The organism is Terrimesophilobacter mesophilus (genome assembly GCF_014200375.1).
In the GTDB taxonomy this organism is placed as follows: domain Bacteria; phylum Actinomycetota; class Actinomycetes; order Actinomycetales; family Microbacteriaceae; genus Terrimesophilobacter; species Terrimesophilobacter mesophilus.
Genome location: NZ_JACHBP010000001.1, coordinates 1592466 through 1617647, shown reverse-complemented (window position 1 = coordinate 1617647; position 25182 = coordinate 1592466). Strand labels below are relative to the sequence as shown.

The 25182-nt window shown below is 66.6% G+C and carries 26 protein-coding genes and 2 tRNA genes; 5 read left to right on the top strand and 23 right to left on the bottom strand.

Going from position 1 to position 25182, the window contains the following annotated elements; all coding sequences use genetic code 11:
- The first annotated feature begins 51 nt into the window (after positions 1-51).
- Entirely contained in the window at positions 52-837 is a 786-nt protein-coding gene (locus BKA04_RS08070) for a GntR family transcriptional regulator (protein ID WP_104095960.1), read from the top strand.
- Here the strand turns inward: BKA04_RS08070 and BKA04_RS08065 are convergent.
- The 5 genes from BKA04_RS08065 to BKA04_RS08045 form a co-directional block, all read right to left on the bottom strand.
- A complete protein-coding gene (locus BKA04_RS08065) occupies positions 834-2072 on the bottom strand; it encodes an MFS transporter (RefSeq protein ID WP_104095959.1) in 1239 nt (412 codons plus the stop codon). The genes BKA04_RS08070 and BKA04_RS08065 overlap by 4 nt on opposite strands.
- A 29-nt stretch (positions 2073-2101) precedes the next feature.
- Complete coding sequence (locus BKA04_RS08060) at positions 2102-3202, bottom strand: BMP family lipoprotein (protein ID WP_104095958.1); 1101 nt, start codon at positions 3200-3202, stop codon at positions 2102-2104.
- A 47-nt stretch (positions 3203-3249) separates the two neighbouring features.
- Positions 3250-4260 carry an adenosine deaminase gene (add, locus tag BKA04_RS08055; protein ID WP_167309702.1) on the bottom strand — a complete coding sequence of 337 codons (1011 nt, stop codon included), beginning with the start codon at positions 4258-4260 and terminating at the stop codon, positions 3250-3252.
- Between the two features lies 1 nt (position 4261).
- Entirely contained in the window at positions 4262-5035 is a 774-nt protein-coding gene (locus BKA04_RS08050) for a nucleoside phosphorylase (RefSeq protein WP_104095956.1), read from the bottom strand.
- Positions 5036-5146: 111 nt separating this feature from the next.
- Positions 5147-5219 (bottom strand) — tRNA-Arg (locus BKA04_RS08045).
- A gap of 86 nt (positions 5220-5305) precedes the next feature.
- On the opposite strand from BKA04_RS08045, the gene BKA04_RS08040 reads away from it, so the two are divergent.
- Positions 5306-5971, top strand: coding sequence for an O-methyltransferase (locus BKA04_RS08040; protein WP_104095955.1), 666 nt, complete (start codon positions 5306-5308; stop codon positions 5969-5971).
- A 30-nt stretch (positions 5972-6001) separates the two neighbouring features.
- Here the strand turns inward: BKA04_RS08040 and BKA04_RS08035 are convergent, their stop codons facing one another.
- Positions 6002-6649, bottom strand: coding sequence for a hypothetical protein (locus BKA04_RS08035; RefSeq protein WP_134542268.1), 648 nt, complete (start codon positions 6647-6649; stop codon positions 6002-6004).
- A gap of 172 nt (positions 6650-6821) precedes the next feature.
- On the opposite strand from BKA04_RS08035, the gene BKA04_RS11915 reads away from it, so the two are divergent.
- Complete coding sequence (locus BKA04_RS11915; RefSeq protein WP_198413309.1) at positions 6822-7145, top strand: methyltransferase domain-containing protein; 324 nt, start codon at positions 6822-6824, stop codon at positions 7143-7145.
- A gap of 1 nt (position 7146) precedes the next feature.
- Here the strand turns inward: BKA04_RS11915 and BKA04_RS08020 are convergent.
- The 12 genes from BKA04_RS08020 to BKA04_RS07965 all read right to left on the bottom strand — a co-directional run bounded on the left by BKA04_RS08020 (position 7147) and on the right by BKA04_RS07965 (position 17091).
- Positions 7147-7236, bottom strand: a tRNA-Ser gene (locus BKA04_RS08020).
- A gap of 72 nt (positions 7237-7308) precedes the next feature.
- Positions 7309-7734 (bottom strand): VOC family protein, encoded by a 426-nt coding sequence (locus tag BKA04_RS08015; RefSeq protein WP_104095953.1) that lies wholly within the window; start codon positions 7732-7734, stop codon positions 7309-7311.
- Positions 7735-7752: 18 nt separating this feature from the next.
- Positions 7753-9408 (bottom strand): phosphoenolpyruvate--protein phosphotransferase, encoded by a 1656-nt coding sequence (gene ptsP, locus BKA04_RS08010; protein WP_104095952.1) that lies wholly within the window; start codon positions 9406-9408, stop codon positions 7753-7755.
- A gap of 15 nt (positions 9409-9423) precedes the next feature.
- Complete coding sequence (locus BKA04_RS08005; RefSeq protein WP_167309701.1) at positions 9424-9732, bottom strand: HPr family phosphocarrier protein; 309 nt, start codon at positions 9730-9732, stop codon at positions 9424-9426.
- Positions 9733-9776: 44 nt separating this feature from the next.
- Positions 9777-11261, bottom strand: a complete 1485-nt coding sequence (locus tag BKA04_RS08000; protein ID WP_104095950.1) for an aldehyde dehydrogenase family protein — start codon at positions 11259-11261, stop codon at positions 9777-9779.
- Positions 11261-12013: a class I fructose-bisphosphate aldolase gene (locus tag BKA04_RS07995; RefSeq protein WP_104095949.1), complete on the bottom strand. Its 753-nt coding sequence runs from the start codon at positions 12011-12013 to the stop codon at positions 11261-11263. Before BKA04_RS07995 ends, BKA04_RS08000 begins: the two co-directional genes overlap by 1 nt.
- A 68-nt stretch (positions 12014-12081) precedes the next feature.
- Positions 12082-13143, bottom strand: a complete 1062-nt coding sequence (locus BKA04_RS07990) for a zinc-dependent alcohol dehydrogenase (RefSeq protein WP_104095948.1) — start codon at positions 13141-13143, stop codon at positions 12082-12084.
- Positions 13140-14189, bottom strand: coding sequence for a DMT family transporter (locus BKA04_RS07985; RefSeq protein WP_104095947.1), 1050 nt, complete (start codon positions 14187-14189; stop codon positions 13140-13142). The genes BKA04_RS07990 and BKA04_RS07985 overlap by 4 nt, the downstream gene beginning before the upstream one ends.
- Before the next feature lie 9 nt (positions 14190-14198).
- Positions 14199-15191: a PTS system mannose/fructose/sorbose family transporter subunit IID gene (locus BKA04_RS07980; RefSeq protein WP_104095946.1), complete on the bottom strand. Its 993-nt coding sequence runs from the start codon at positions 15189-15191 to the stop codon at positions 14199-14201.
- Positions 15188-16150: a PTS mannose/fructose/sorbose/N-acetylgalactosamine transporter subunit IIC gene (locus tag BKA04_RS07975; RefSeq protein ID WP_104095945.1), complete on the bottom strand. Its 963-nt coding sequence runs from the start codon at positions 16148-16150 to the stop codon at positions 15188-15190. Before BKA04_RS07975 ends, BKA04_RS07980 begins: the two co-directional genes overlap by 4 nt.
- 2 nt (positions 16151-16152) lie before the next feature.
- A complete protein-coding gene (locus tag BKA04_RS07970; protein ID WP_104095944.1) occupies positions 16153-16653 on the bottom strand; it encodes a PTS sugar transporter subunit IIB in 501 nt (166 codons plus the stop codon).
- Between the two features lie 48 nt (positions 16654-16701).
- Positions 16702-17091 (bottom strand): PTS sugar transporter subunit IIA, encoded by a 390-nt coding sequence (locus BKA04_RS07965; RefSeq protein WP_104095943.1) that lies wholly within the window; start codon positions 17089-17091, stop codon positions 16702-16704.
- Between the two features lie 170 nt (positions 17092-17261).
- Here BKA04_RS07965 and BKA04_RS07960 point away from each other — a divergent pair, with 170 nt between their 5' ends.
- Positions 17262-18242, top strand: coding sequence for a sugar-binding transcriptional regulator (locus BKA04_RS07960; protein ID WP_167309699.1), 981 nt, complete (start codon positions 17262-17264; stop codon positions 18240-18242).
- Positions 18243-18265: 23 nt separating this feature from the next.
- On the opposite strand, the gene BKA04_RS07955 is transcribed toward BKA04_RS07960, so the two are convergent.
- Complete coding sequence (locus tag BKA04_RS07955) at positions 18266-18940, bottom strand: VOC family protein (protein ID WP_104095941.1); 675 nt, start codon at positions 18938-18940, stop codon at positions 18266-18268.
- 83 nt (positions 18941-19023) lie between these two features.
- Between BKA04_RS07955 and radA the strand changes: the two genes are divergently transcribed.
- The gene (gene radA, locus BKA04_RS07950) at positions 19024-20388 is read left to right on the top strand and encodes a DNA repair protein RadA (RefSeq protein ID WP_104095940.1); all 1365 of its coding nucleotides are present in this window, start codon (positions 19024-19026) and stop codon (positions 20386-20388) included.
- On the opposite strand, the gene BKA04_RS07945 is transcribed toward radA, so the two are convergent.
- The 4 genes from BKA04_RS07945 to BKA04_RS07930 form a co-directional block, all read right to left on the bottom strand.
- Positions 20385-20972 carry a hypothetical protein gene (locus BKA04_RS07945; protein ID WP_104095939.1) on the bottom strand — a complete coding sequence of 196 codons (588 nt, stop codon included), beginning with the start codon at positions 20970-20972 and terminating at the stop codon, positions 20385-20387. The genes radA and BKA04_RS07945 overlap by 4 nt on opposite strands.
- Before the next feature lie 54 nt (positions 20973-21026).
- On the bottom strand, positions 21027-21530 hold the full coding sequence (locus BKA04_RS07940) for an amino-acid N-acetyltransferase (RefSeq protein ID WP_104095938.1): 504 nt from the start codon (positions 21528-21530) through the stop codon (positions 21027-21029).
- Positions 21531-21650: 120 nt separating this feature from the next.
- On the bottom strand, positions 21651-24143 hold the full coding sequence (locus BKA04_RS07935; RefSeq protein WP_104095937.1) for an ATP-dependent Clp protease ATP-binding subunit: 2493 nt from the start codon (positions 24141-24143) through the stop codon (positions 21651-21653).
- A gap of 394 nt (positions 24144-24537) precedes the next feature.
- Entirely contained in the window at positions 24538-25152 is a 615-nt protein-coding gene (locus BKA04_RS07930; protein WP_134542267.1) for a hypothetical protein, read from the bottom strand.
- Positions 25153-25182 lie beyond the last annotated feature (30 nt).

Sequence of the window (25182 nt, the reverse complement as noted above, 5' to 3'; positions counted from 1 at the left end):
GTTCAGCAAGTAGGCTCAACCCATGAGATTCGCTCCGCAGGTGACCGGTCCGTGAGCGGCCTCGTGAACTTCCTGGAAGAGCCGCTTCTGACCTCACCGGGCCAGCCATTGCGCGTCGCGGTCTATTCGAGGATCTCCGGTGGCATCCGTGACGGGATTCTGCCGGCCGGCGTGCTCCTTCCGCGCGAGATCGAACTCGGAAACTCCCTGGGCGTCAGTCGCACCGTGGTGCGTGAGGCGCTCATGCTCCTCGAGGAGGACGGCCTCATCACCACGAAGCGCGGAGTCGGTCGTTTCGTCGCGAACTCGCTACCGGCCCAGACGCTGGGAGAGTTCCAGTCCCTGGAACAGCTGCTCTCCGGGCACGGCCGCTCGATCGCTGTCGAGGTCCTGGAGTTCACCAGGCAGCCGGTCACCGACTTCGTCTCGGAGCATCTCGGTCTGGCGGTGGACGCCAGCTTCTGGTTCCGCGAGTCGGTGGTCGCGAGGGACGGTGCGCGGATGGCGCTCGTCCAGGAGTACGTTCCGGATGAGCACTACCTCTCCGCGCTCAGCCCCGAGGTGGCATCCTGCCTTCCAGAGTCAGCCGATACGGCGACGACACTGCTGAACTTCATCACCCAGCGGCTTGGCCCGGTGTTCACGGACGAGAGCTGCGACGTGGCGGCGACGATCGCCGGACCGACGAGAGCCGGCCACCTCGACGTGAAGTCCAGCGACCCCCTTCTCGTGCTCACGCAGACCGCCCGATTGAACAGTGTCGCGGCGTACATCTCGAAGAGTGCTCTCGCGCCGGCGTTCGGTCATCTGGCCATCACGCAGTGGAAACCCGCCTAGGGAGCGGATGCCACCCGCGCCCGATCGCGACGGTGCAGTCGCCGATGGACGAGCGCCAGCACGACGAGCACGGCTGACAACGACGCGGTGATCCAGAACGTGCTGGATGCTCCACCCTGCTGGGCCACGTAGCCGCCGACTGCCGCCGCGGCCGCCTGCCCGACGACCAGGGCACTCTGCAGGGTGGTGAGGACAGTTGTGGATCGTCCGTTCGGCGCCTCGTCCGCCCCGAGGCTGAACAGCGCGACGAGGACGGCCCCCACACCGCATCCGCTCAGCACGAGAGCGACGACGACTGTCGACAGGTTCAGGGCCACGGCCAGCAGGACGGCACCGATTCCACCGAGTGCGGCGAACGTGATCCAGCGCGCGCTCAACCCGAACGTGCGAGGAAGGGCTGCGACGGCGATCGCGATGACGATGGCCCCGCCGCTCATGGCGCCGTAGACGATTCCGGTCTGCTCGGCGTGACCCATCGCGCGCAGGAATTCGGTGAGGCCGGTGAGGATGGACCCGAACACGCCGCCCACCGCCAGCATGGCGGCCGCCAGCACCAGGACCCTCACGGTGAAGACCGGCCCCGACTTCGGGTCCGCCCCCTCGTGGCGCCGGTGGGTCTGGTTGACGCTCGGATGCAGCGCGAACCACACGACGATTCCTGCCGTCAGCAAGGAACCGAGGGCCAGCGGCGCCCAGGGGGCGATGAACGAGGTGAGGATGCCGACGAGCACGGGACCGGCCACGAACGATGCCTCATCCATGGCGGACTCGTAGCTCATCACGGCGGACAGGGCGCGCTGTCGCCGGGCGGGCGCGCTCGGGATGCCGGCGAATTTCACGAGGCGGGATCGGGAGAACGGCGCGACCTGAGGGGTCAGGCCTCCGGCCAGGGCCGCGACCAGCGCGACGACGGCGAACGGCGTTCCCGCGAGGACGACGGCGAGAAGACCGACCGTCGAGATGATGCTCAGACCGCAGACGACGATGAGGATGAGTCGCTCACCGTACCGATCGGCCATGGCGCCGATCGTGGGCCCCAGAACGGATGTTCCGAGCCCCGCGCATGCTGCGGCGATTCCGGCTTCGGCCACCGACCCTCGAACCGTGGTGACGATCGTCAGGATCCCCACGATCATCATCGCGAACGGCAATCGACCGAGGAACGCGACGGGAAAGTACTCCCATCCGACCAGTCGACCGAATGCCCGGATGTCGGTGCGGAGGGGGACCGCCACGTCGCGCGTGCGATCCCCCTCCTTCCCTGTCAACCCTTGGGCGATGACGGGGAATCCACGACGAAGGCGCCGGAGATGATGTCCGCCTTCAGCTTGTCGACCTCGGCGAGCAGTGCCGGGTCGAGCTTGGACTCCCAGTCGTGCGCCGGCGCGATGCCGACGCCGTTGTTCGCGAGAGTGCCGATGTACGCGGTGTTGTCGAACTTTCCGTCCGCGGCGGCGAGGGTGACCTCCTCAGCGGCGGTGGTCAGGTTCTTCATCACCGAGGTGAGGTAGTAGGACTTGAACTCCGGTGCGCTGATATAGACATCAGAGTTCACGCCGATGACCGCGCCGTCGATCTTCTGGTCGATCATGGCCTGAATCGACGCCTTGAACAGGGTTCCTGCCACCGGCATGACGATGTCGGCGCCCTGGTCGAGCATGTTCTCCGTGATCGTCTTCGCCTGGTTCTGGTCGTCGAAGCTGCCGACGAACAGCCCATCCTGCTTCGCCTTGTCCCAGCCGAGGAGCTTCACGGTGGCACCGTGCACCTCGTTGTAGTGGGCGATTCCGTCAGCGAATCCGTCCATGAAGACGGTGACAGACGGGAAGGGCATACCGCCGAAGGTTCCGACGACACCGGTCTTCGTGGCACCCGCCGCGAGGTAGCCGGCCAGAACGGCGGCCTGGGCGGTGTCGAACAGCACCGGCTTCACGTTGGGCAGCACGAGCGGGCTGAAATCGTCGTTGCTCAATGCGCTGTCGATGAGTGCGAAGTCGACGTCGGTGTTGAGTTTCGCCGAGTCGCGCGTCGCGCTCGCCAGTGCGAATCCGACGGTGACGATGAGGTTGCAGCCCTCATTGACGAGCGCAGAGATGTTTCCGGCGTACTGGTCCTCGGCGGAGGACTCTGCGGTGGCGACTTTCACCCCCAGCTTGTCGGCGGCGGCTTTGACACCGTTGTAGGTGAGTTCGTTGAAGTCCTTGTCCTTGAACCCGGTGAGGTCGGATACCGCACAGGGCAGGAAGTTGCTGGCTGCGGGGGACGTCGAGGGGGAACTGTCTGGCGCCGCGCCGCAACCGCTCACGGCGAGCGCGACAAGGACGCCCACCGAGATCAGGGTGGTGACTGTAGTGCGTCTCTGCATGGTGTCTCCGGTTCTTCGTGGTGGATCATTGCAAGGGTTGTATGAAGTTATACCTCTTCGACTCGTTGTGCAAGAGGGTCGAGGAGCTGTGGACTGAGGCGTCGGCTCAGTGCGGATCTGGTGCGGTCGTCGACGAAGGCGGCGGCGATGCTGGTCACGTCGAGTGCGTGGAGATCTTCCGCGGAGAACCCGAGGGATTCGACCAGCACGATCCGCTCCCCCGGGAGATCGCTGCCCGTCTGGGCCGGGTTGTCGTCGCCGAGCACCAGCGGCACTCCTGCGCCGCGGAAGATCGGGGCGGGATGGGTTGCAATGGTCGGGATCGCCCCCGTGTACCAATTCGAAGTGGGGCAGACCTCGACGACGACGCCGCGATCGGCGATCCAGGCGAGGGCGTCCGGATCGTCCGCAATGTGCGCTCCGTGTCCGATCCGGGTCGCGCCGAGAAGAGTCACCGCTTCGAGCGCGGCAGTGCCGGGGGCGGCCTCCGCCGCGTGGCAGGTGATGCCGAGCCCGGCATCCCGAGCAATCCGGAACGCGGGCACGTGCGGCGCGATCGCGGGAAAGAGCAGTTCGTCGCCGGCCAGGTCGAAGCCGACAACGCCCTCGCCCGCAAGGCTCGCCGACACCCTGGCCACCGACTCATTGACCGCGGGGTCGTGATGGCGCAGGATCGCCACGACCGCGCCACTCGGTATCCCGGTCGAGGCCGAGCCCTGGCGCATGCCGTCGACGACTGCTTCGATCACGTCGCGGATGCCGCTCTCACTGTCGGCGTGCGTGGCGGGGCCGAATCGGAGCTCGAGGTAGTCCTGCCCGGCTGCTGCCGCATCCTCGACGGCCTCACGCGCGATGCGGCGTGCGGCATCCGGGACGCGGAAGAACGGGTAAGTCGATGCGACCTTCGCAAGATACGTGGTGAGGTCGGCGGGCCCGTCGAGGTGGATGGATCCGGCCCAGCCGCCTGCGGGCTCGACCACTCCCGCCTCGATGGCCAACTCTGCTGCCGTCGCGGGGCGCACTCGCCCCTCGAGATGGCTGTGCAGGTTGACGAGCACGTCAGAGTTCCAGACGGACCGCGACCTCGAGGGCAGCTTCGATGCTCCGCATCCAGCCGTCCTTGAGTGCGGTGTCGACACCGTCGTACAGGCTCGTGCCGTCGAAGAGGTTGCTCGAGGTGGAGCAGATCATCCCCGCACGCACGCCGCGCAGTCGCGCCACGACATAGAGTGCGGCGCTCTCCATCTCGACGTTGAGCACGCCGAGCTGGTTGAGCTCCGCGATCCACTCCGGTGTCTCGGCATAGAAGGCGTCATCGCTCGCGTTGATGCCCGAGTGCACGGAGGCGGTGGTCCCCGCCGTGAGTTCACGCGCGGCCTCGGCGAGTTCCAGCGTGATGCGAAGATCCGGGACGGCGGGAAAGCCGTGGTGAGCGTATGCGGCAGTCGTTCCATCGTTCCGGAGGGCGCCTTCGCTGACGAGAAGGTCACCGGGCTTCACTCCAGCCTGCAGGCCGGCGGACGACCCCACCCGGATGAAGGAGGTGACGCCGACGCGGATGAGTTCTTCCACCGCGATGGCCGTCGACGGGCAGCCCATCCCCGTGGAGGTGGCCGTGATCATCCGGCCCTTGTACATCCCCGTCATGGTCTTGTGCTCGCGGTTGTGCGCGACTTCCTTCACGTCGGTGAGGAACTCCGCGACGAGCGGCACTCGGAACGGGTCTCCTGGCAGCAGGGCGACCGTTGACACTTCACCTGGCGCGATTCCGATGTGGAACTGGCGCTCGCCGAGGCCGACCGCGCTCTTGTCAACCGAGGACGCTGTGCTCATCTCTTTACTCCGCAACTCTGGGGACGTGATCTGTATGATGTTATACCTCTACGGCCGCAAGCGAAAGTTCACGCGCAGGATGTCGTGATTCCCGCGGGGTGCCTGGTGAAGTGCGCCCGGAGGGATTTGAACCCCCGGCCTATTGATCCGTAGTCAATTGCTCTATCCGCTGAGCTACGGGCGCAGTCCTGCCGGCCGAAGCCAACCTGAAAACTATACCAGCGGCGGCCGGCCTCGCATGTTCCCATGGCCCGGGCGCACAATGGAGTGATGAACGAGGAACCCTGGACGGACGTCGACCACTTCTTCACGCGACTGCTCGTCACTCCGGATGACGCCCTCACGGGCGCGCTCCACGCGAACGCCGAGGCGGGCCTGCCGTCCATCGACGTCTCCCCCGCGCAGGGGAAGTTCCTCATGCTGCTCGTGCGGCTGATGAACGCGCGACGCGTGCTGGAGATCGGCACTCTCGGCGGGTACAGCACGATCTGGATGGCGCGGGGACTGCCGGAGGGCGGGCGGCTCGTGACCCTGGAGGTCGTGCCGAAGCACGCAGAAGTCGCGCGCAGCAACCTGGCGCGCGCCGGCGTCGCCGAGCGGGTGGAGGTTCGCGTCGCTGAAGCCGCGGATTCACTCGCGCAGCTGGTGCGAGAGGGCGCCGATCCGTTCGACCTCGTCTTCATCGACGCGGACAAGCCGAACAACGCGGTTTACCTGGAGTGGGCGCTGAAACTCACGAGGCCGGGCAGCGTCATCCTGTGCGACAACGTGGTGCGCGGCGGGCGGGTGCTCGAGGAGGACGGCTCAGACGACTCCGTGACCGGGACCCGTGCGTTCCTCGACGCCGTGGGGGCCGATCCACGACTGGAGGCGACGGCGATCCAGACCGTGGGCATCAAGGGGTGGGACGGCTTCGCGCTCGCGCGCGTGACCTGAACCTCGGTGACGGCTGCAGTCCCCGGGGCGTCACAGGCCCCAGGCGCTGGCCGGGGCGGTGAACTCGGCGACCGGCGTGTAGTGCCAGTGTCCGCCGTTCGCGTAGTGGCCGGATGCCCACGGCGAGGCCCAGATGGCGTGCTCCGTGACCTCCGTGGGCGCGTCGGCGGCGAACGCGGCGATGATCGCGGCGTACCCGGGGTGGGAGTGCAGCGCCTCGGCGGCGTTCTGCGCGGCGGAAATGAGGCTCACATAGCTGCCGGTTCCGCCGCCACCGCCCGAACCCCATCCGTTGTTCAGGGGGTTGTTGCGGTTCCACCAGTTGTTGGGTCCGTTCTCCTGGCGCATCCAGCGCGTGATGACGGTGACGTTGTTCTCCGTCACGGGCCAACCGCCTTCGAGGAGCACGATCTTCGCCCAGTCGTAGTTCGTGCCGTGCTTCGCCAGTTGGGGAACGCCCGGCATGATCGAGTAGTCGTCGCGAACGACGGATGCGGGCTCGACATTCAGGGGAACGGTGACGGTCTGCGCGTGGAGGTCGTTGTATCCGGCGAGTATCTCCTTGGCCGTCGCGGGCCCAGGCGGTGCGATGACGGTGATCGCGAGGAAGGCGAAGGCGAGGACGCTCGCACCGATGGCGAGTTTCTTCCTGGCCCGCCAGGTTGCACGCAATCGCACGCTCGCATCGCGAACGTGCAACGGTAGGGAGTGGCGGGGTGTCTTTTGCATGATTATTGCGGAGACAGGATGTGGCCCATCAATTGCGTCGCCACGGTAACAGTGGCGGTTGGGAGCGCGCTGGGAATGCCGGCGATGCGCACTAGGATCCCGGCACGGCGTTAGAGGCAGGATGCGGGATGGGTCCGAGGCGATCTGGCTTGCCACTCGCGGCTGGCACGTCACCGCGGTCGACATCTCAACGGGTGTCCTGAGCCACGCCGCGGAACTTCGATCGGAGCCGCTCGCGGCGGCCACCGTCACTGCCGACGCGGTCACGGCACTTTTCGATCCCGCCCTCTGGGATGTCGTGACCGCTGACGAGACCGAGCGCGCGGTGACCTCGGGACCCGGCCCGGCGATCAACCTGCACGATGTCGTCGTGCGCGCTATACGTCACGCCGACCGTGCCCTGCTCACAGGGAGTTCAGGGAAACCCCTGATCACGACGACTTGATTGGCGGTACCGGTGGGATTTGAACCCACGGTGGGCTCTCACCCACACAACTTTTCGAGAGTTGCACCTTCGGCCGCTCGGACACGGTACCGGGAGAGAGTTTAGTACAGGTCCCGGCTCGGCCTCGAACCGACCAGGGCGCTCTCCGATCGGATGCCGACGGCTATCGCTGCCGGACGGAGGTCACGCGCACGTAGTATCCGTCGGGGTCGACGAGCCGGAAGTCCCTCGTGCCCCACGGCCGCGCCTTGAGCGGCTCGCACACGCCGCCGAGCGCATCCGCGTGGGAGCCGGCCGCCGCGTAGACCGCTTCGACATCGTCCACCTCGAGAACGATCTCGACACCGACGCCGCGCGGCCCGGCCAGTCGCTCGGGGCTGAAGTGGTGGCCGGCGTGGAGGTTCTCCGGGCTCTGCACGCCAATCGTCGCAACCCCGGAACGCAACGGGACGTAGCCGTCGGGCGACCACCCGTCGGGAGGCGTGAGCCCGAGCGTCGCCTCATAGAAGGCGACCGTGGTCGCCACGTCCCGCACGAACAGCTCGAAGCGCACGCCGACGACCGTCGCGACAGAATCCGGATCGGACATTCTCAGGACCTCCTCTGATCAGCGGGGCGACCGGGGAAGCGCGTCACGCACCCGGCTCCGCGCGTCGGCGGCGCTGCGCGCGTCGAGTGCGATCGCGGCGAGCACCCTGGCCTCCTCGAGGCTGTATTTCGCGAGGGTCGACCGCACCTCCCTGAGTGCGTTCGGCACCATCGACAGGCTGGTGACCCCGAGTCCGACGAGGATGACCGCCAACAGCGGGTCGGATGCCGCCTCGCCGCACACGCTCAGCGGCTTCTTCGAGGCGGTCGCCGCGTCACCCACCATCCGGATGAGCCTCAGCACCGCGGGATGCCAGGCATCCTGGTAGGCGGCGACCTCACCGTTCTGGCGATCTGCGGCGAGCGCGTACTGCGTGAGGTCGTTCGTTCCGATACTCACGAAGTCGACGGCGTCGAAGACCTGGTCTGCGACGACAGCGCACGACGGAACCTCGATCATGACCCCGACCGTGCGGATGCCGGCCTCCCTGGCCATCGAGGCGAACCATTCCGCTTCGGTCGCGTCGGCCACCATGGGCGCCATGACCCACAGGTCTGAGGGCACTGCGCTCCCGGCCGCGGACAGCGACTCGAGCTGATCCCGCAGCAACTGCTCGTGCTTGTGCACGGTCCGGATGCCCCGTACCCCGAGCGCAGGGTTGTCCTCCTTGCCGAGAGGGAGGAATGCGAGCGGCTTGTCCGCCCCGGCGTCCAGGGTGCGCGCCACGGCCTTCCTGCCGTCGAGCGCCACGAGGATCTCGCGGTAACGTGCGGTCTGCTCCTCGACGCTCGGCGCGACATCCTCCTCGAAGAACAGGAACTCGGTGCGGAGCAGGCCGACGCCTTCCGCTCCCTTCGCGAGCGCGTTCTGCACGTTGCCGAGCGAGCCGACGTTCGCGAGCAGCGGGATCGCTGTGCCGTCGGAGAGCTGCCCGTCGCTCAGGTCGCCTTCGTCGTCTTCATGGCTCATCCGTTCGCGAACCTCGGCGATGCGGTCGGCGTCCGGGGCGCACTCGATCGTGCCCTCCGCGGCATCCACGACCACGATCTCCCCATCGGGGATGTCGAGGACCCCGGCGGCGGAGACGACCGCGACGAGACCCTTCGCCCGCGCGAGAATCGCTGTGTGGGCCGTCGGGCTGCCACCGGACGTCACGAGCGCGAGAACACAACTCAGGTCGAGCATCGCGGTGTCGGCCGGAGCGAGATCCTCCGCGACCAGCACGTACGGCTCGTCGCACTCCGGAATCTCGCCGTAGGGGACGTCCATGATGATGGCGACCGTCCGCCGCGAGACATCGACCAGGTCTGCCGCGCGTTCCGCCTGGGTCCCTCCGAGCGACTTCAGCATCCCCACGAAGGCGCTGAAGGCCTGGGACACGGCCCATTCCGCGGTCTTCCGCTGAACGAGGAGCGCCTCGATGTCGTCCCAGACATCGGGGTCACGGGCCATCATCGCCTGTGCGGCCAGCACATCGGCGGCGTCGCCACCGGCCTGCCGCGCGCGAGACTCCAGTTCGACGGCGACCGTTTCGAGGGCCTCCCTGGCTCGAACCCGCTCATCCTTGAGGGAGAGCGCCGAGACCTCGTCCGCCGGCTCCGGTACGACGGTGAACATCCGTCGCACCGGGCCGACGACGATCCCGAGCCCTACGCCCAGTCCCCGGTAATTCACAGTGATCGACCAGCCTTAATCGGATGCCTCGATGGCGTCGACAATGGCATCGTCTTCTTCCAGCTCCCTCGCCACCAGTTCCGCCATCTCTCGGACCGAATCCTCAGCGCCGTCACCGGTCGCCTCCACCACGACCAGATCGCCGTAGCAGAAGTTCTGGGACAACACCTTGACGATGCTCCGCGCGTTGACGGCCAAGCCATCCGGCTTCCGCAACGTCACGGGCGGGTCGAGGGTGCCGGCGAGTGCGACGACCATGGCGGCGGGCCTCGCGTGGAGACCCGACTTCGATCCCACGATGACCTCTGCGCTGATCACGTCCACGCCCTCACTGGTTTCCATACTGATGTTCACTGCTCCCCGAGGTACTAGTTGCTGGATGGCGCACTTGAACGGGTGAAGATGTTCTTCGTCTGAAGATACTTCTCGATACCCACCCCGCCAATTCCACTGGTCTTGTAGCCCTGCGACGGGGCCTGCAGGCCTCCGGGCGCGAACCACTGGTTGACATACACCTGACCGGCCTGCAGTTCGCGAGCCGCCTTCTCCGCGTGATCCACACTGGTGGTGAAGATCCCGGATGCCAGGCCGTACCTGGTGTCGTTGGCGATCGCGAGCGCCTCGTCGAGGTCGTCGACCGGCGTCAGCGTGACCACCGGGCCGAAGATCTCCTCCCTGGCGATCGTGCAGCTCGAGTCGACGTTCCCGAACACGGTCGGTGGGACGAACCAGCCCTCGCTGAGCGGGCCATCGGTGTACCGCTCGCCGCCGGCGAGAAGCTCGCCCTCGCCGCTCGCGATCGCATTGTCGATGTATCCCCACACCTTGTTGTAGTGGTCCTCGCCGACGACGGGACCCATCGCGGTGTCCTCGAGCAGGGGGTCGCCCACCCGTCGGGACTTCGCATCGGCCACGAGCCGCGCGCTGAACTCGTCGTAGATTCCGCGCTGCACGAGGATGCGGGATCCGCAGACGCAGATCTGGCCCGAGCTCGAGAACGCACCCATGGCACTCCACATGACGGCGGTGTCCAGGTCGGCATCGTCGAGCACGATGTTCGGGTTCTTGCCCCCGAGCTCGAGCGAGACGCGCTTGACCTGGTCCGCGGTGTCCTTCAGGACCCGCACGCCGGTCTCGATGCCGCCGGTGAGCGACACCATGGCGACATCCGGATGCTTCACCAGCTGGGCGCCGACCTTCGAGCCGCGTCCGTTGATCACCGTCAGCACCCCGGGTGGGAGCACGTCGGCGACGAGCGAAGCCAGATACGTGAACGACGCCGAGGCGAGCTCGGACGGCTTCATGATCGCGACGTTTCCTGCCGCGAGGATGGCGGCCATCCGCTGCACACCGGTCCACAGCGGACCGTTCCATGGCAACACCTCGAGGACGACCCCGTAGGGCTCCAGGCGAGCACGATGGCTGACCATCGGATCGCCGACCTCGACGCTGCGCCCGCCGAGATCCTGTGCGCGACCGGCGAAGTAGGCGAGCGCCGACAGCGACACGGGCATGTCGCTGTAGCGAACACCCATGACCGGCTTGCCGATGTCGATCGCGTCGAGGAACTCGAAGTCCTTCGCGTGCTTCTCCATGATGTCGGCGATCTTCAGCAGGTACTTGCCGCGCTCGAGGCCCGTGAGGCCCGCCCAGCCCGGGGCAGCCTTCTTCGCCGAGGCGACGGCGCGATCCACCGTCGCCTCATCCGGAACCGCGAAGCGACCCACGACGGCGCGCGTGCGCGACGAGACGATGTCCGACGTCTCACCGTCGGTGATGAGTTCGCCCCCGATGAGCATGGGCAGCGTCTGGTCGAACAGCGCCCACCGCGGATCAGTAGTCGTGTCCGTCATTACTTCGCCGCCGATACAGCCTGCTCGACGGTCGCGCCCTCGTGCAGGATCGCATTGAGCCCGCGGACCACACCGCCCGGGTTTTTGGACGACCAGATGTTCGTGCCCACCGCGACACCGACGACCCCCGCGTGGTTGATGGCGTCCCAGATCGGGCCGTAGAACTCCTCGAGCGTGTCCTTCGCGTGGCCGCCGAGAATGATGACCGGCACACCGGCGTAGTCGACGACCTTGCGCATCGACTTCGCGTCGCCCGTGTAGAACGTCTTGATCATGTCTGCGCCCGTCTCCGCCGCGACACGTGCGCCGGCGGCGATGATCTCCGGCGTGCGCATGTCGGCCGCGGAGAATCCGCCCGGCACCGGCTCGGCGAGGTAGGGCAGGCCGACGGCGGATGCCTGGGCGGCCAGCGCCGCGGACTGGTTGACCCAGTCCTCGTTCGCGAACGGGTAGACCATGGCCTTGATGCCGTCGGCACCGATCGCCAGCGCGCGGGCGACGGCCTCCGCACCGAACGGGGCGCGGGTGTCGACGCTCACGACGACGGAGGACCGGCCGAACTCTTCGTCATACCGCTGTGCGGAGCCGATCGGGGAGAGGAACGCATCGGCACCCGCCGCGACGGAGTCGCTGATCGTCTTGCCGTAGTTCACGAGGCCGTCCACCGGATCCTGAAGGAAGGCCGTGTGGTCCATGGCGACCATCAGCATGCGTCCGTCCGACCCGAAGATCTGTCTCATTCTGCGCTTCATTGTGTTTCTCCTGTTTCTTTCTGTGCTGTGATTGCTGAACTGTTGGTCGATGCGTCGGGAGGCTGTGGTCAGCTCTCGACGACGATGCGGTAGGTGCCCGGCAGGATCGCCTCATCGAGCGCGCCGCTCAGGTTCGAGAGCGGGTAGCGGTTCTGAAGGAGCGGAGTCAGGTCGACCTGCCCCTGGCGGATGAGCTTCGCCGCGAGGTAGAAGTCCTGCTTCTCGCTCGAGACGACGCCGATGACGCGCTGCTCGTTGTTGTGCAGCGAGTTGGGCCCGACCTCGATCGGGGTCTCCGGATGCGCGGACGCGAACACGACGAACGTCCCGCGTTGCGCGATCATCTGCATGCCCTGCTCGTTCGCGACTCTGTGTCCGATGGCGGCGAGGACGATGTCCGCCCCTCGGCCGTCGGTGAGCTCCTTGACGACCGCGACCGGGTCCTGCTTCGAGGCGTCGATCGTGATGTCCGCTCCCATGGCCTTGGCCTTCGCGAGCCGCGCGGCGTCGACCTCGGAGACGATGACGCGCGCGCCGCGCTTCTTCATGGCGATGAGGTTCATGAGCCCCATGACGCCGGCTCCCAGGATGACGACATCCTGCCCGACCTCCGCACCGGACAGCCGCGCGGCGTGCAGCGCGCAGGAGAGCGGCTCAGCGAGGCATCCGATCTCCGCCGGCACGTCGCCGATCGGGAACAGGCCGTCCGCCGGGTGGAGCTTCAGCTCGGCGAAGCCGCCCGGGCCCCATCCGGCGTCGTATTCCACCGCTCCGTCGTAGTGCATCTCGCACACGCGATCCTTGCCGGTGTAGCACCAGTGGCAGCTGCCGCACGCGGACCCGCCGAGGGCGACCCGGTCGCCGATCGCGAGCGTTCCGCGGTATCCGGGGCCGAAGGAGACGATCGTCCCGGCGACCTCATGGCCGCCGATGAACGGGAACTTGTTGGACTGCGCGCCGCTGTAGGTGCGCTGCTCCCACGTGCAGATGGCCGTCGCTTCGATCCGGATGAGCGCTTCACCGAAGTCAGGTGTCGGCGTGGGGATGTCGACGAGTTCGACCTTTCCCACGCCAGTGATCGCGCCGGCAACAAAGGTGGTCTTCACCTCGGTGTCCACGGTGGTTGTCATTTCCTGCCTTCTTCCATTACTTGAATCGCGTCTGCGCTGTGATTGATTTCGAGGGGAAAGTCGAGGTCGGGTGCGTCAACTGCCGCCGCTGCGCGCGGCCGAACCTGGGCGATGACGACACCGACGATGATGATGGCCGCGCCGACGATGACGGCGACGGCGATGTTCTCGTGGAACACGAGCCACGCGATGATGATCCCGAAGACGATGACGAGGCTGCTCAGCGCGCTCACCGCGGTCACGGTCGTGAACCGGACCGCAAGGGTGATGGACGCGAGGGCGACAGCGTTCACGGCACCGGCGAGGATGAGTACGAGGATCTGCGAAGTGGTGAGCGCACTGTAGACGAGATCGAAGCGGCCACCGCTGCGGACGGCGACGGCGATCGTGAGAGCGATGATCCCGCCCAGGTTCGTCATCGCGAGCGCCGTGATGAAGGTGCGGGGGCGACGCTGCACCGTGCGACTGGCGGCATTGCTGATCGTGTAACAGACGCCCGCCGCAAGACTCAGAAGGAATCCGATGACGGCGAGGAGGCCGGCCTGCACGTTGCCGAAGCCGGGCGATGCGACAACCGCGAGGCCGACCGCGACGACGATGACGCCGACGAGCTGCCAGCGGGTGGGAGGCTCGCGCAGTACGAGAGCGGAGACGAGCGTGCCGCCGAGGACGATGCCCCCCTGGCTCGCCGCCGTGGCGACCGCAAGTCCCACCCAGTTGAGACCCGAGAAGAGGAACACGTTTCCGACGAGGAAGCTCACGACCCCGGCGACCATCAGGACAATGACCATCTTCGGCCCGATGAAGTCGACCGACCGCGGTCGGAGCGCGGCGGGTCGCAGGATGATGAGCGCCGCCATGGCGATCACCAGGAGGGGGATCTGCCGGATCAGCGAACCCGCGAAGGGGTCGACATCCGCCGCAACGGAACGCAGAAGTGCGTTGACCGTCGCGTAGGACGCGGCCGCAAGCAAGGCGAGCAGAGCCCCGATGCTTGCTGCAGAGCGGGTTCTCACCCACCCCGTCGCGAGTCGCTGATCCGACATTGTTATCCCTTACTCCCCTTCAGCCGGTGGCACCGGATCCGCGCACGGACCGTACGGCTGCAGGATCGACGAGCCACAGGCGTCGGTGATGAACTGCGGCTGCGGGCCCATGAACGGGATCGCGCCGAGCACGCACACGATGACGTAGATCACGAGGAGCTTGATCGGGTGCCATCCGCGCTTGAGCAGCCACCAGGTGAGCACGACGAGAGCCAGCGGGAGGAGCCCCGGCAGGATCTTGTCGAGGACGTCCTGCTGGATGCGCACCGACGTCTCGCCGGCCTTGACCGTCCATCCCACGTACACCTTGACGAACTGTGCCGTCAGGCCACCGAGGACGATGTTTCCGAGAACGCTCGCTCCCAGGATCACCTTGTCCATCAACCCCGATTTGAGCACCGAGGTGACGAACGATCGACCCTGCTTGTAGCCCTGCGTGTACATGACATACGTCACGCCGATGCTGAACACCGCCACGAGGATGAAGTACAGGATCGGGCCGAGCGGGTTGCCGGTGATACCGGTCAGGTCCCCGCTCTGCTGAGCCTGGGCTCCGAGACCGGTGATGCTGATCCCGAGTGCGATGAGCAGCGGAACGACGATGCCCTGGCCGATCGTGTCACCGATGCCGGCCATCGGGCCCATGAGGCCCGTCTTGGTCGACGTGATGGCGTTGTCGGAGATCTCCTCGCCGTTGGCCTTCTGCTCCTCCATGGCGATCGTGATGCCGTGGATGACCGCACCGAAGTCCGGTGAGGTGTTGAAGAACACGAGGTGGCGCTGGAGCGCTTCCCTCGTCTGCTCCTTGTCCCCGCCGTACAACCGCTTGATGATCGGCGTCATCGCGTGGGCGAATGCCGACGCCTGAAGCCGCTCGTAGTTGTAGTTGGAGTGTGAGAAGAACGTCCAGATCAGCCACGACATCAGCAGATCCTTACGGGTGATCCTCTTTTCGCCGCCTGCGGCGGTCGCACCGCTGGTTGCGGTTTCCGTGGAGCTCATCGTGCTGCCTCCGATTCTGCTGACTTGTCCGAGCGAAGCTTTTCGGACTTGGGTTTGCTGGCATTGCTCACGCGGTCACCGAGGAAGACCACGTGGAGGAAGGCGAGCGCGACACCGATGACGGCGAGCACCATGATCGACACCTCGTTACCGAGGACGACCATGACGAGGTAGCCCACGAAGAAGTAAGGAATCGCCGAGCCCAGGAAGATGAACTTCATGTTCATGGCGATGCCGATCGCGGGCAGGATGCCTCCGGCGATCGCGAGACCGCCCAGCAGCCACACCGGGAATCCGTTGATCACATCACCGATGAAGCTCGCGCCGATGAAGACCGCGATCGTCACGGGCACGAAGGTGATGAGGAACAGCCACGCCTGCGGGTAGAGGATGTTCGCGCGAATGACTCCGCCGATGTCCGCCTTGTCCGCCGCCCGGTCCGCCATGTGCATGAAGGCCGAGTCGACCGTCATCCTGGCGTTCCACACGACGGTTCCGAGGAGTCCGATCGGAACCGCGATGGCGAGGGCCGCACCGTAGTTCAGGTTGCCCGCGATCGCGATCGTCGTACCCACCCATCCGGCCAGTCCCGGGTCACCCGGAATGGCACCGCCGGCCGAGATGAAGCCGAGGTAGATGAGGTTGATGGCCGCACCGATGAGTGCGCCCTGTCCCGGGTCGCCGAGGATCATACCCACGAGGAGTCCCGCGACGAGCGGGCGGTTCAGCGTGTAGAAGCTGAGGCCTGCGATCCAGGGCGACTGTGAGAGGTAGTAGCCGAGCCCGATGAGGATCGACTGGAACAGTGAGATCGTGACCGTCGATGACGGCTCGGTCTCGGTAAACGTCATCGCCTGGACCGCCGTAGGGATCCCGATGATGACGACAAGGGTCGATATCACCAGTGATATCTTCGCGCCGCGTGACAGCCGACGCTCTCCCTTCGGATTCTTGACCATGTTCAGACTCCATTCGAGTTGGTTGCCGGGGGGGCAACTGATGAGAAGGAAACCGCGCTGTCATCCGCCACGATGCGGATCTCCACCTTGGTTCCCAGCCGTTCCAGAGCGTGCATCGCGTCGATTTCGGATGTGCTGGCTGAGATGTTGCGATACAACTTGGAACGGTTTGACGCAGCACCCATACCGCCGATGTTCAGCAGCGGGATGGGTACTCCCTGCTCCACCATGCGCAGGACCGAGATGGGGCTCCGGACCAGCACGAAGGTGCGTTGTGACGAGGCAGCGAGCTCCGTGATGCGGGGCGCTGCTTCATCCACGGTGTAGACCTCGACCTCGACCCCGGAGGGTGCGGCGAGGATCAACACGTCTTTGAGGAACTCGTCTTCGGCGGTTTCATCGTCGGCGACGACGATGACGTCCGCGCCGAGAGCCCGCAACCAGACGGCGATGACCTGGCCGTGAATCAGCCGGTCATCGACCCTGACGAGAGATAGTGTCATGTACTTCGTGCCTCCTTGCACTCGGTGCGGTGTATGCGTGCGGCCCGGTCAGTCGACCGGCGCACGGAATCGGACGATGGCGCCCGTTTCGGAAATGACGTCGTCGGAATCCAGTTCTTCGATTCCGGTTCCGGAGAGTGCGAACTCCAGAAGGAGCGGCAGGGACGCACCCGCAACGATGAGGCGGATGCTTGCCACCTGGCCGCCCTTGGCGACGAGGCTTGCCACGTTGTCCGGTGTGCCGCCGGCGAGGTCGGTGAGAATCAGGTCTGCGGGGAAGTCGGCGAGGAGCTGCAGCATCCGGTCGCGAAGATCCTGCGGCGTATCGCCGGGAAACAGGCCGATCGACGCGACACCCGGGAGTTCACCGCCGATCATCCTGGCACTGCTCACCAACGCTTCCGGAAGTGCTCCGTGTCCCGCGACAAGAATCTTCATTGCTCCCACTCGTGTCTCGCGCTACTATATGAAATAGTTTTCACTAAAAATCATTCAGTTCACGCTTGTCTATCAGTGGTCGAAGATCGTTGTCAAGGCGACGCGGAATGTCGGCACCAACCGAGGCTAAAGTGGCAACACCAGCGCGGGAAAAGAGAGGAGACCTCAACGTGGGCCGCAAAGCGAGCACGCAGGAGGACTCGATGCTGCGCCTGGTCGCGCACCTCTACTACGTCCGGGAACTCAACCTGAAGGAGATCAGCGAGATCACCTCCCTCTCCCCCGCCACGATCTCCCGGATGAACCGGCTGGCGCGCGAACGCAAGGTCGTCACGATCAGCGTGGCGGCGGATGACTCCGACTTCGACGACATCTCCGCGCGGCTGAGCGAGCAACTCGATACGCCCTTCGCCATCACGCCCGGCCATCGCGTCGACTCGATCAAGCGGAGCCGGATCAGCGGCGCGGCAGCCGCGCCGACGGTCCTCGAACGGCTGCCGTACGACGGGATCGTCGGGTTGTCGGCCGGCCACACGATCAACGGAATGCTGGCATCCCTGGGGAAGGATCCACGACCGAGGCTCGGCCTCCTGCCGCTCATGGGAGGCTGGAACGCCGCATACCCGCACCTGGACGCCAATACGCTCGTGCGCGGAATGGCGGAGCGGTTCCAGGCGACGAGCTACCCGCTTCACGCCCCCGCCCTGTGCGACACCGTCGAATCGCGGAGGACCATCCTGCTCAACGACACCGTGCGCGCCACCACCGAACGCTGGGACCACCTCGACGCGGCCGTATACGGAATCGGCGCCCCGGGGATGCTGCAGACCTCCACCTACGCGTGGACGGGCAGCGACGACGCGAAGATCGCGAAGGAGTTCAACGAGCTCGGTGTCGTCGGGAACATCCTGGGGCACCTCTACGACATCGACGGCAAGATCGTCCAGCACGAGTGGACGGAGCGGCTCATCACGGTGAGCCTCGAACAGCTCGAACGCGTGAAGACATCGATCGCGCTCCTGTGCGGGGAGACGAAGGTGAAAGCGCTCGTCGGCCTCGCCCGCACGGGAATGAGTTCACTCATCATCACCGACGACCTCACCGCGCTCAGCACCCTCGAGTTCCTCGCCGACGAGGCGGCGGGGGCCTGAGCCGCGCATCGTCGCGGCGGTTGTCAGTCGTTCCCCACGGTGAGGACTGCCGCTTCACCGAGCGGATACACACCGGGGTGCGCGTCGGTCGCGTCGATGAGGATGCGCGACTGCTTCGACAGCAGGTCGTCGGCAGGGAACCACGGCCGGTCCGGCGTCACGAGGATGATGAGCCCGTCGATCGTGCCGACGGGCGCGAATCGGTCGCGCGGCGTGAGACCGTACGGTTCGATGCCGGCGCCGGCCAGCAGGTCGACGGTGGCGAGGACATGCGGGACCGCAACGCCGACCTCGCTCACGCACTCGATGTCGGCGGCGGTGAAGTCGCCATCCGAGTCGTTGCACAGGTCGCGCCGGATGATGAACTCCAGCACGGAGCCCTCCGGCCCTGCGAAGTAGAACGAGCGGGCGTTCCAGCCGGCGCCGTACTCGAACTCGTCGTCGTCGCCCTTCGCCAGGATGTCGGCGCGGTCGGCCACCCAGTGCTTCGCCGCGGTGAGGGAGTTCGCCGGAATCGTGAACGCGAAGTGATGGCAACCCTGCGCCTCGGCGTTGTCGCGGAACACGAGGCGGGTTCGTCCGGCCTTTACGACAGCGGCGCCGGGCTCCCTCGAAACCGGCAGCCCCAGCACGGTGCCGTAGAACGCTGCGGCATCCTCCGCGCTGCGGACGTCCACGGTGACTTCGACGATCTTCATGGCGCCAGTCAACCGGATTGCCGCGAGAGAGTCCAAAGACGCCGGGTCGCGCCAGTGACACCGGCCGGCCGTAGTCTGGCATCATGGCCCGCCCCACGACCGACTTCCGCTGCACAGAGTGCGGCTGGACGTCGGTCAAGTGGGTCGGCCGGTGCGGCGAATGCCAGGCCTGGGGCACGGTCGTCGACACCGCGGAGGCGACCGGCATCATCCGCTCGATGAAGCCGGTGCGAGTCGCCGACGAGCGGGCCGCGCGTCCGATCACCGAGATCGGGGCAGCGGATGTCGCCCACTGGCCGAGCGGGATCCGCGAGTTCGACCGCGTGCTCGGCGGTGGCATCGTGCCTGGGGCGACGATCCTGCTGAGCGGCGAGCCAGGGGTCGGCAAGTCGACGCTGCTGCTCGAGGTGGCGAGCCGCGCAGCCAGGACCGGCCAGCGCGTGCTCTACATCACGGCCGAGGAGTCGGCCAGCCAGGTGCGACTGCGCGCCCAGCGCACGGGCGCGCTCGAGGACAACCTCTACCTCGCCGCAGAAACCGACCTCGCGACCGTGCTCGGCCAGATCGACCAGATCGAACCGCAACTGCTCATCGTCGACTCTGTGCAGACCGTCTCGAGTTCGCTGAGCGAGGGACTCGCAGGCGGCCCCTCCCAGGTGCGGGAGGTGGCGGCGACGCTCATCCGGGTCTCGAAGGACCGCAACCTTCCCGTGCTTCTCGTCGGGCATGTCACGAAGGACGGCTCGATCGCCGGCCCCCGCCTGCTCGAACACCTCGTGGATGTCGTCTGCCACTTCGAGGGCGACCGCCAGACCGCGCTTCGGTTCATCCGGGCGCAGAAGAATCGCTTCGGCCCGACCGACGAGGTGGGCTGTTTCGAGATGACCGGGGACGGCATCGCCGAGGTCACCGACCCGAGCGGTCTGTTCCTCAGTCGCAGTCGCCAGACGGTGAGCGGAACGTGCGTGACCGTCGCGGTCGAGGGCCGCCGGCCGCTGCCGGTCGAGGTGCAGGCTCTGGTCGTTCCGGCATCCGGACCGCAGCTGCGCCGTGTCGTCAGCGGAGTGGACGCGTCGCGCGTCGCGATGCTTCTCGCGGTTCTCGAGCGGCGCGCGGGCCTCCCGTTCGGCAAGCTCGACGTGTACGTGTCGACGGTGGGCGGCATCCGGATCATCGAACCCGGCGCCGACTTCGCGATCGCCCTCGCCCTCGCGAGCGCACAACGCGACCTGCCGCTGCCGCCGACGCTCGCCGCGGTCGGTGAGATCAGCCTGGCCGGCGAGATCCGGCCCGCGTCGAACGGGAAGCAGCGTATCGCTGAGGCGAAACGACTCGGATTCGATACGGTGCTGGATGCCGGGGCCGGCCAGCTGGCCGATGCGGTGGCCCGATACGTGCCGAAGAGGTCACGGAGCGCGCCGGCTGCCGAGGATGCTGCGCCGTTCTAGTTCAGGATGAACTGCACGTCGTTCGACTTCAGGTCGCCGACGGTGATGTTGAGGTGGTAGCTCGCGCCGCCAGACGGCACCTGCTTGCGGGTCGAGTCACACGTCGTCGAGGATCGCGTGCGGTCCCAGGTGATGGGATCGGTTGACTTCGGTTCGTTCGGCAAGAGGATGACGGGAGCGTCGACCGCGTCCTTCTGGCAGTCCTTCGAATCCCAGTACAGTTCACTGCCGCTCGTGATCTTGTACTCCTGCTGCGTGGTTCCGGCATTGATCGTGCACGGCACAGCACCCTTGTTCGTGAGGGTGAGCGTGATTCTGGGGTTCTCACCCGATGCGTAGGTCGACTTGTCCGTCGCCGCGAGCACGTCCACGACGCCCGGTGCGCAGGCATCGCTCGGATTGGAGGTGGCGACGGGCGGAGGCGTCGTCTGCTTCACATCCGCGGGCGGTGTCGAACCCTTCGGCTGGAAGAAGATGAGCAGAACGATGACGATGACGGCGAGCACGGCGAGGCCGACCACGATGCGCCGCCGCCAGTACACGCTGCTCGGCTGGGGGCCGACGGGGTTTCGGAACGTCGACATGACACAAGGGTAGACGGCGCTCCCGTGGAACCGCCGCCCTCGGTCGGCGTGCCGTCAGTTGAGGTGTTTGATCATGCGGGAGTTGCCCAGAGTGTTGGGTTTCACTCGCGCGAGATCGAGGAACTCGGCGACACCCTCATCGGGAGACCGCACGAGCTCGGAGTAGACGGCCGGGTCGATCGAGTCCTCGCTCATGTGCTCGAATCCGTGCCGCTCGAAGAACTCCACCTCGAACGTGAGGCAGAACAGTCGGGTGAGACCGAGGGCGCGGGCGTCCGCTTCCAGCTGCTCGATGAGCGCGCGGCCGACCCCGCGATGCAGCCACTCCGGTGACACGGCGAGCGTGCGCACCTCGGCGAGGTCCTCCCACATGACGTGCAGCGCGCCGCATCCGATCGGGTTCCCTTCGCCGTCTTCGGCGACCCGGAACTCCTGGATGGCCTCGAAGAACACGACGGTCTCCTTGCCGAGCAGAATGCGTCGCTGCACGAGCGGCTCGACGAGCTCGCGGATGAACCACACGTCGCTCGTGCGGGCGGGGCGCACCGGGAAGGTCATGGGTCGATCCTAGAGCCGATCGCGCGTGCGGCCCCGCCCGCGCGAGGTGGTCCGCCACGCGACATCCCACAGCACGCGGCAACACCGGATGCGCTCCGCCGCGTCACCCGCGGCGGCGGACTACTTGCTGCCGACCTCCGCCGCCTCGAGCTCGTCGAGCTTCTCGCGGCCGAGTTGCCGACTCGTCGTGAACACGAACTCCCCCTCGACGAAGTCGACGTGGATGTGGTCGCCCGCGACGAGTTCGCCCTGCAGGATGCGCTCGCTCAGCCGGTCCTCGACCTCGCGCTGCATGGCACGGCGCAGCGGCCGGGCACCGAGCGCCGGGTCGAACCCGACATCGATGAGGCGTTCCTTCGCGGACACCGTGAGGTCCACGGTCAGGTCGCGGTCCAGCATCCGCTCGGCCAGGCGCTTCGTGAACAGGTCCACGATCTGCAGGAGCTCCGGCTTGCTGAGCTGCGGGAACACGATCGTCTCGTCGACGCGGTTCAGGAACTCGGGCTTGAAGTGCTTCTTGAGCTCCTCGACGACCTTGCCGCGCATGCGGTCATAGCTCGTCGCGGTGTCGCCCTCGACCTGGAAGCCGACCGGGCCGCCGGTGATGTCCTTCGTCCCGAGGTTCGTGGTCATGATGATGACGGTGTTCTTGAAGTCGACGACGCGGCCCTGGCCATCCGTCAACCGGCCCTCCTCCAGGATCTGGAGGAGCGAGTTGAAGATGTCGGGGTGAGCCTTCTCGATCTCGTCGAAGAGCACGACGCTGAAGGGCTTGCGACGCACCTTCTCGGTGAGCTGGCCGCCCTCTTCGAATCCGACGAACCCGGGAGGGGCGCCGAACAGCCGCGAGACGGTGTGCTTCTCGCCGTACTCGCTCATGTCGAGCGAGATGAGTGCGTTCTCGTCGTCGAACAGGAACTCAGCGAGCGCCTTGGCGAGCTCGGTCTTTCCCACGCCCGTCGGTCCGGCGAAGATGAACGAACCGGACGGCCGCTTCGGGTCCTTGAGTCCGGCGCGCGTGCGGCGGATGGTCTTCGCGAGCACGGCGACGGCCTCTTCCTGACCGATGACGCGCTCGTGCAGCGCCTTCTCCATGAAGACGAGACGCGCGGTCTCCTCCTCGGTGAGTTTGAACACCGGGATGCCGGTGGCTGCGGCGAGGACTTCGGCGATGACGCCTTCATCGACGACACCGGTCGAGCCGGCCTCGCCGTTCTTCCACTGCTTCTCGAGACGCAGCCGCTCACCGAGCAGCTTCTTCTCGTCGTCGCGCAGGCTCGCGGCCTTCTCGAAGTCCTGCTCCTCGATCGCGGCCTCCTTGCGGCCACGCACTTCGGCGATCTTGTCGTCGAACTCGCGCAGCTCGGGCGGCGCCGACAGGATCGACAGGCGAAGGCGTGCGCCGGCCTCGTCGATCAGATCGATGGCCTTGTCCGGGAGGAAACGGTCGCTCACGTAGCGGTCGGCGAGGTTCGCGGCCGAGACGAGGGCGCCATCCGTGATCGACACCTTGTGGAACGACTCGTAGCGGTCGCGCAGCCCCTTGAGGATGTTGATGGTGTGCGGCAGGGTCGGCTCGTGCACCTGCACGGGCTGGAAGCGGCGCTCGAGCGCGGCATCCTTCTCGAAGTGCTTGCGGTACTCGTCGAGCGTGGTCGCGCCGATCGTCTGCAGCTCGCCGCGGGCGAGCAGCGGCTTCAGGATGCTGGCCGCGTCGATCGCGCCCTCGGCGGCACCTGCGCCGACGAGCGTGTGGATCTCGTCGATGAAGGTGATGATGTCGCCGCGCGTGCGGATCTCCTTGGTCACCTTCTTGAGGCGCTCCTCGAAGTCGCCGCGGTAGCGGCTGCCGGCGATGAGGCTGCCCAGGTCGAGGGTGTAGAGCTGCTTGTCCTTGAGGGTCTCCGGCACGTCGCCGCGCACGATCGCCTGGGCGAGGCCCTCGACGACGGCGGTCTTGCCGACGCCCGGCTCACCGATGAGGACGGGGTTGTTCTTGGAGCGGCGGGAGAGGATCTGCATGACCCGCTCCATCTCCTTCTCGCGCCCGATGACCGGGTCGAGCTTGCCGTCGCGGGCGGCCTGCGTGAGGTTGCGCCCGAACTGGTCGAGGATCTGGCTGCCGGCCTGTGCGCCCGCCTGCTCGTTCGCTCCGACCTGCACCTGCTCCTTGCCCTGGTAGCCGGAGAGCAGCTGGATGACCTGCTGGCGCACGCGGTTGAGGTCCGCGCCGAGCTTGACGAGCACCTGGGCGGCGACGCCCTCGCCCTCGCGGATCAGGCCGAGCAGGATGTGCTCGGTGCCGATGTAGTTGTGGCCGAGCTGCAGCGCCTCGCGCAGGCTCAGCTCGAGCACCTTCTTGGCGCGCGGCGTGAACGGGATGTGCCCGGTGGGCTGCTGCTGGCCCTGGCCGATGATGTCCTGCACCTGCTCGCGCACGGCATCCAGCGAGATCCCGAGAGACTCGAGCGCCTTGGCGGCGACCCCCTCGCCCTCGTGGATCAGGCCGAGCAGGATGTGCTCCGTGCCGATGTAGTTGTGGTTGAGCATCTTGGCCTCTTCCTGGGCCAGGACGACCACGCGGCGGGCGCGATCCGTAAAGCGTTCGAACATGTCACATCTCCTTGGGCACCCTGCAGGTGTGGTGCCTTACAAAGAGAGTAACGAGCGAACCCCGGGGATACTGCCCCTGTTCGCCATCGGCGTGATGCCCCGTCGCCCGCCCGCGCGCCCGCCTCCCTCGACCCTCACCCTCCCCCCTGCCTCCTCGCCCTCTCCCTTCGTTGACTCGGGTCATTCTGCGACTTGCGACGGCGTCCAACCCACAGAATGACCCGAGTCAACGCATGGACGGATGGACGGACGGATGGATGGGTGGGGATGCGTGGGGGGGCAGGGCGTTACGGGGTGGCGAAGGCGAGGCAGATGCCGGCGGCGCCATCCGGGAGCGGAATGCCGGCATCCGCGAGGTCGGCGACGAGCTCGTGATCGGATGCGGTCGGCGGGTTCACGTCTGCGCAGTCGCCCACGTGGAAGTTGGCCTCGTAAACAGTGTCGTCACTATAGCTCTGCACGGCGACCTGGAAGGCGGGCAGCCCGGTGGCATCTCCTGCACCGAGTCGTCGAGCAGGTCGGTGACGGTCGCCCTGTCCGCCATGAAACTCAGGATGCTGCGCTCAGGCAGCGGGCCGAGCCAGTCCGCGTAGCCGAAGATCCCCGGCAGCCGCCACATCGTCTCGGCCCCCGCTGGCGGCACCGTCGCCACGATGTCGTCGTAGTGCTCGGCGAGCGTCGCGACCGTCGCATCCGTCTGGGTCGACAGGATGCGCTGCAACGCTCCCGAGCGGTCGGCGCCCAAGGTCATGGTGAGTCCAGTGCCGACGACAGACTCGATCGCACCCCAATACGCGAGCTCGGCGGCGTAGTCGACGGGCGTGCGCTCGAAGCTGGTCTGGCGGATGCCGGCATCGCCGGACTGCACCGAGAACTCCCGCGTGAACGGTTCAAGCTCCGCACTGCGCATCGCCTCGTCGACGCGTGTCGCGACGTCGTCGCGCTGATTCAACTCGTCGGTGAGTTTCGTGAGCACCGGATTCGCTGCGAGACCGAGAATTCTGCCCACGTGTACCCCCTTCCCTCACGCTAGCGGTCC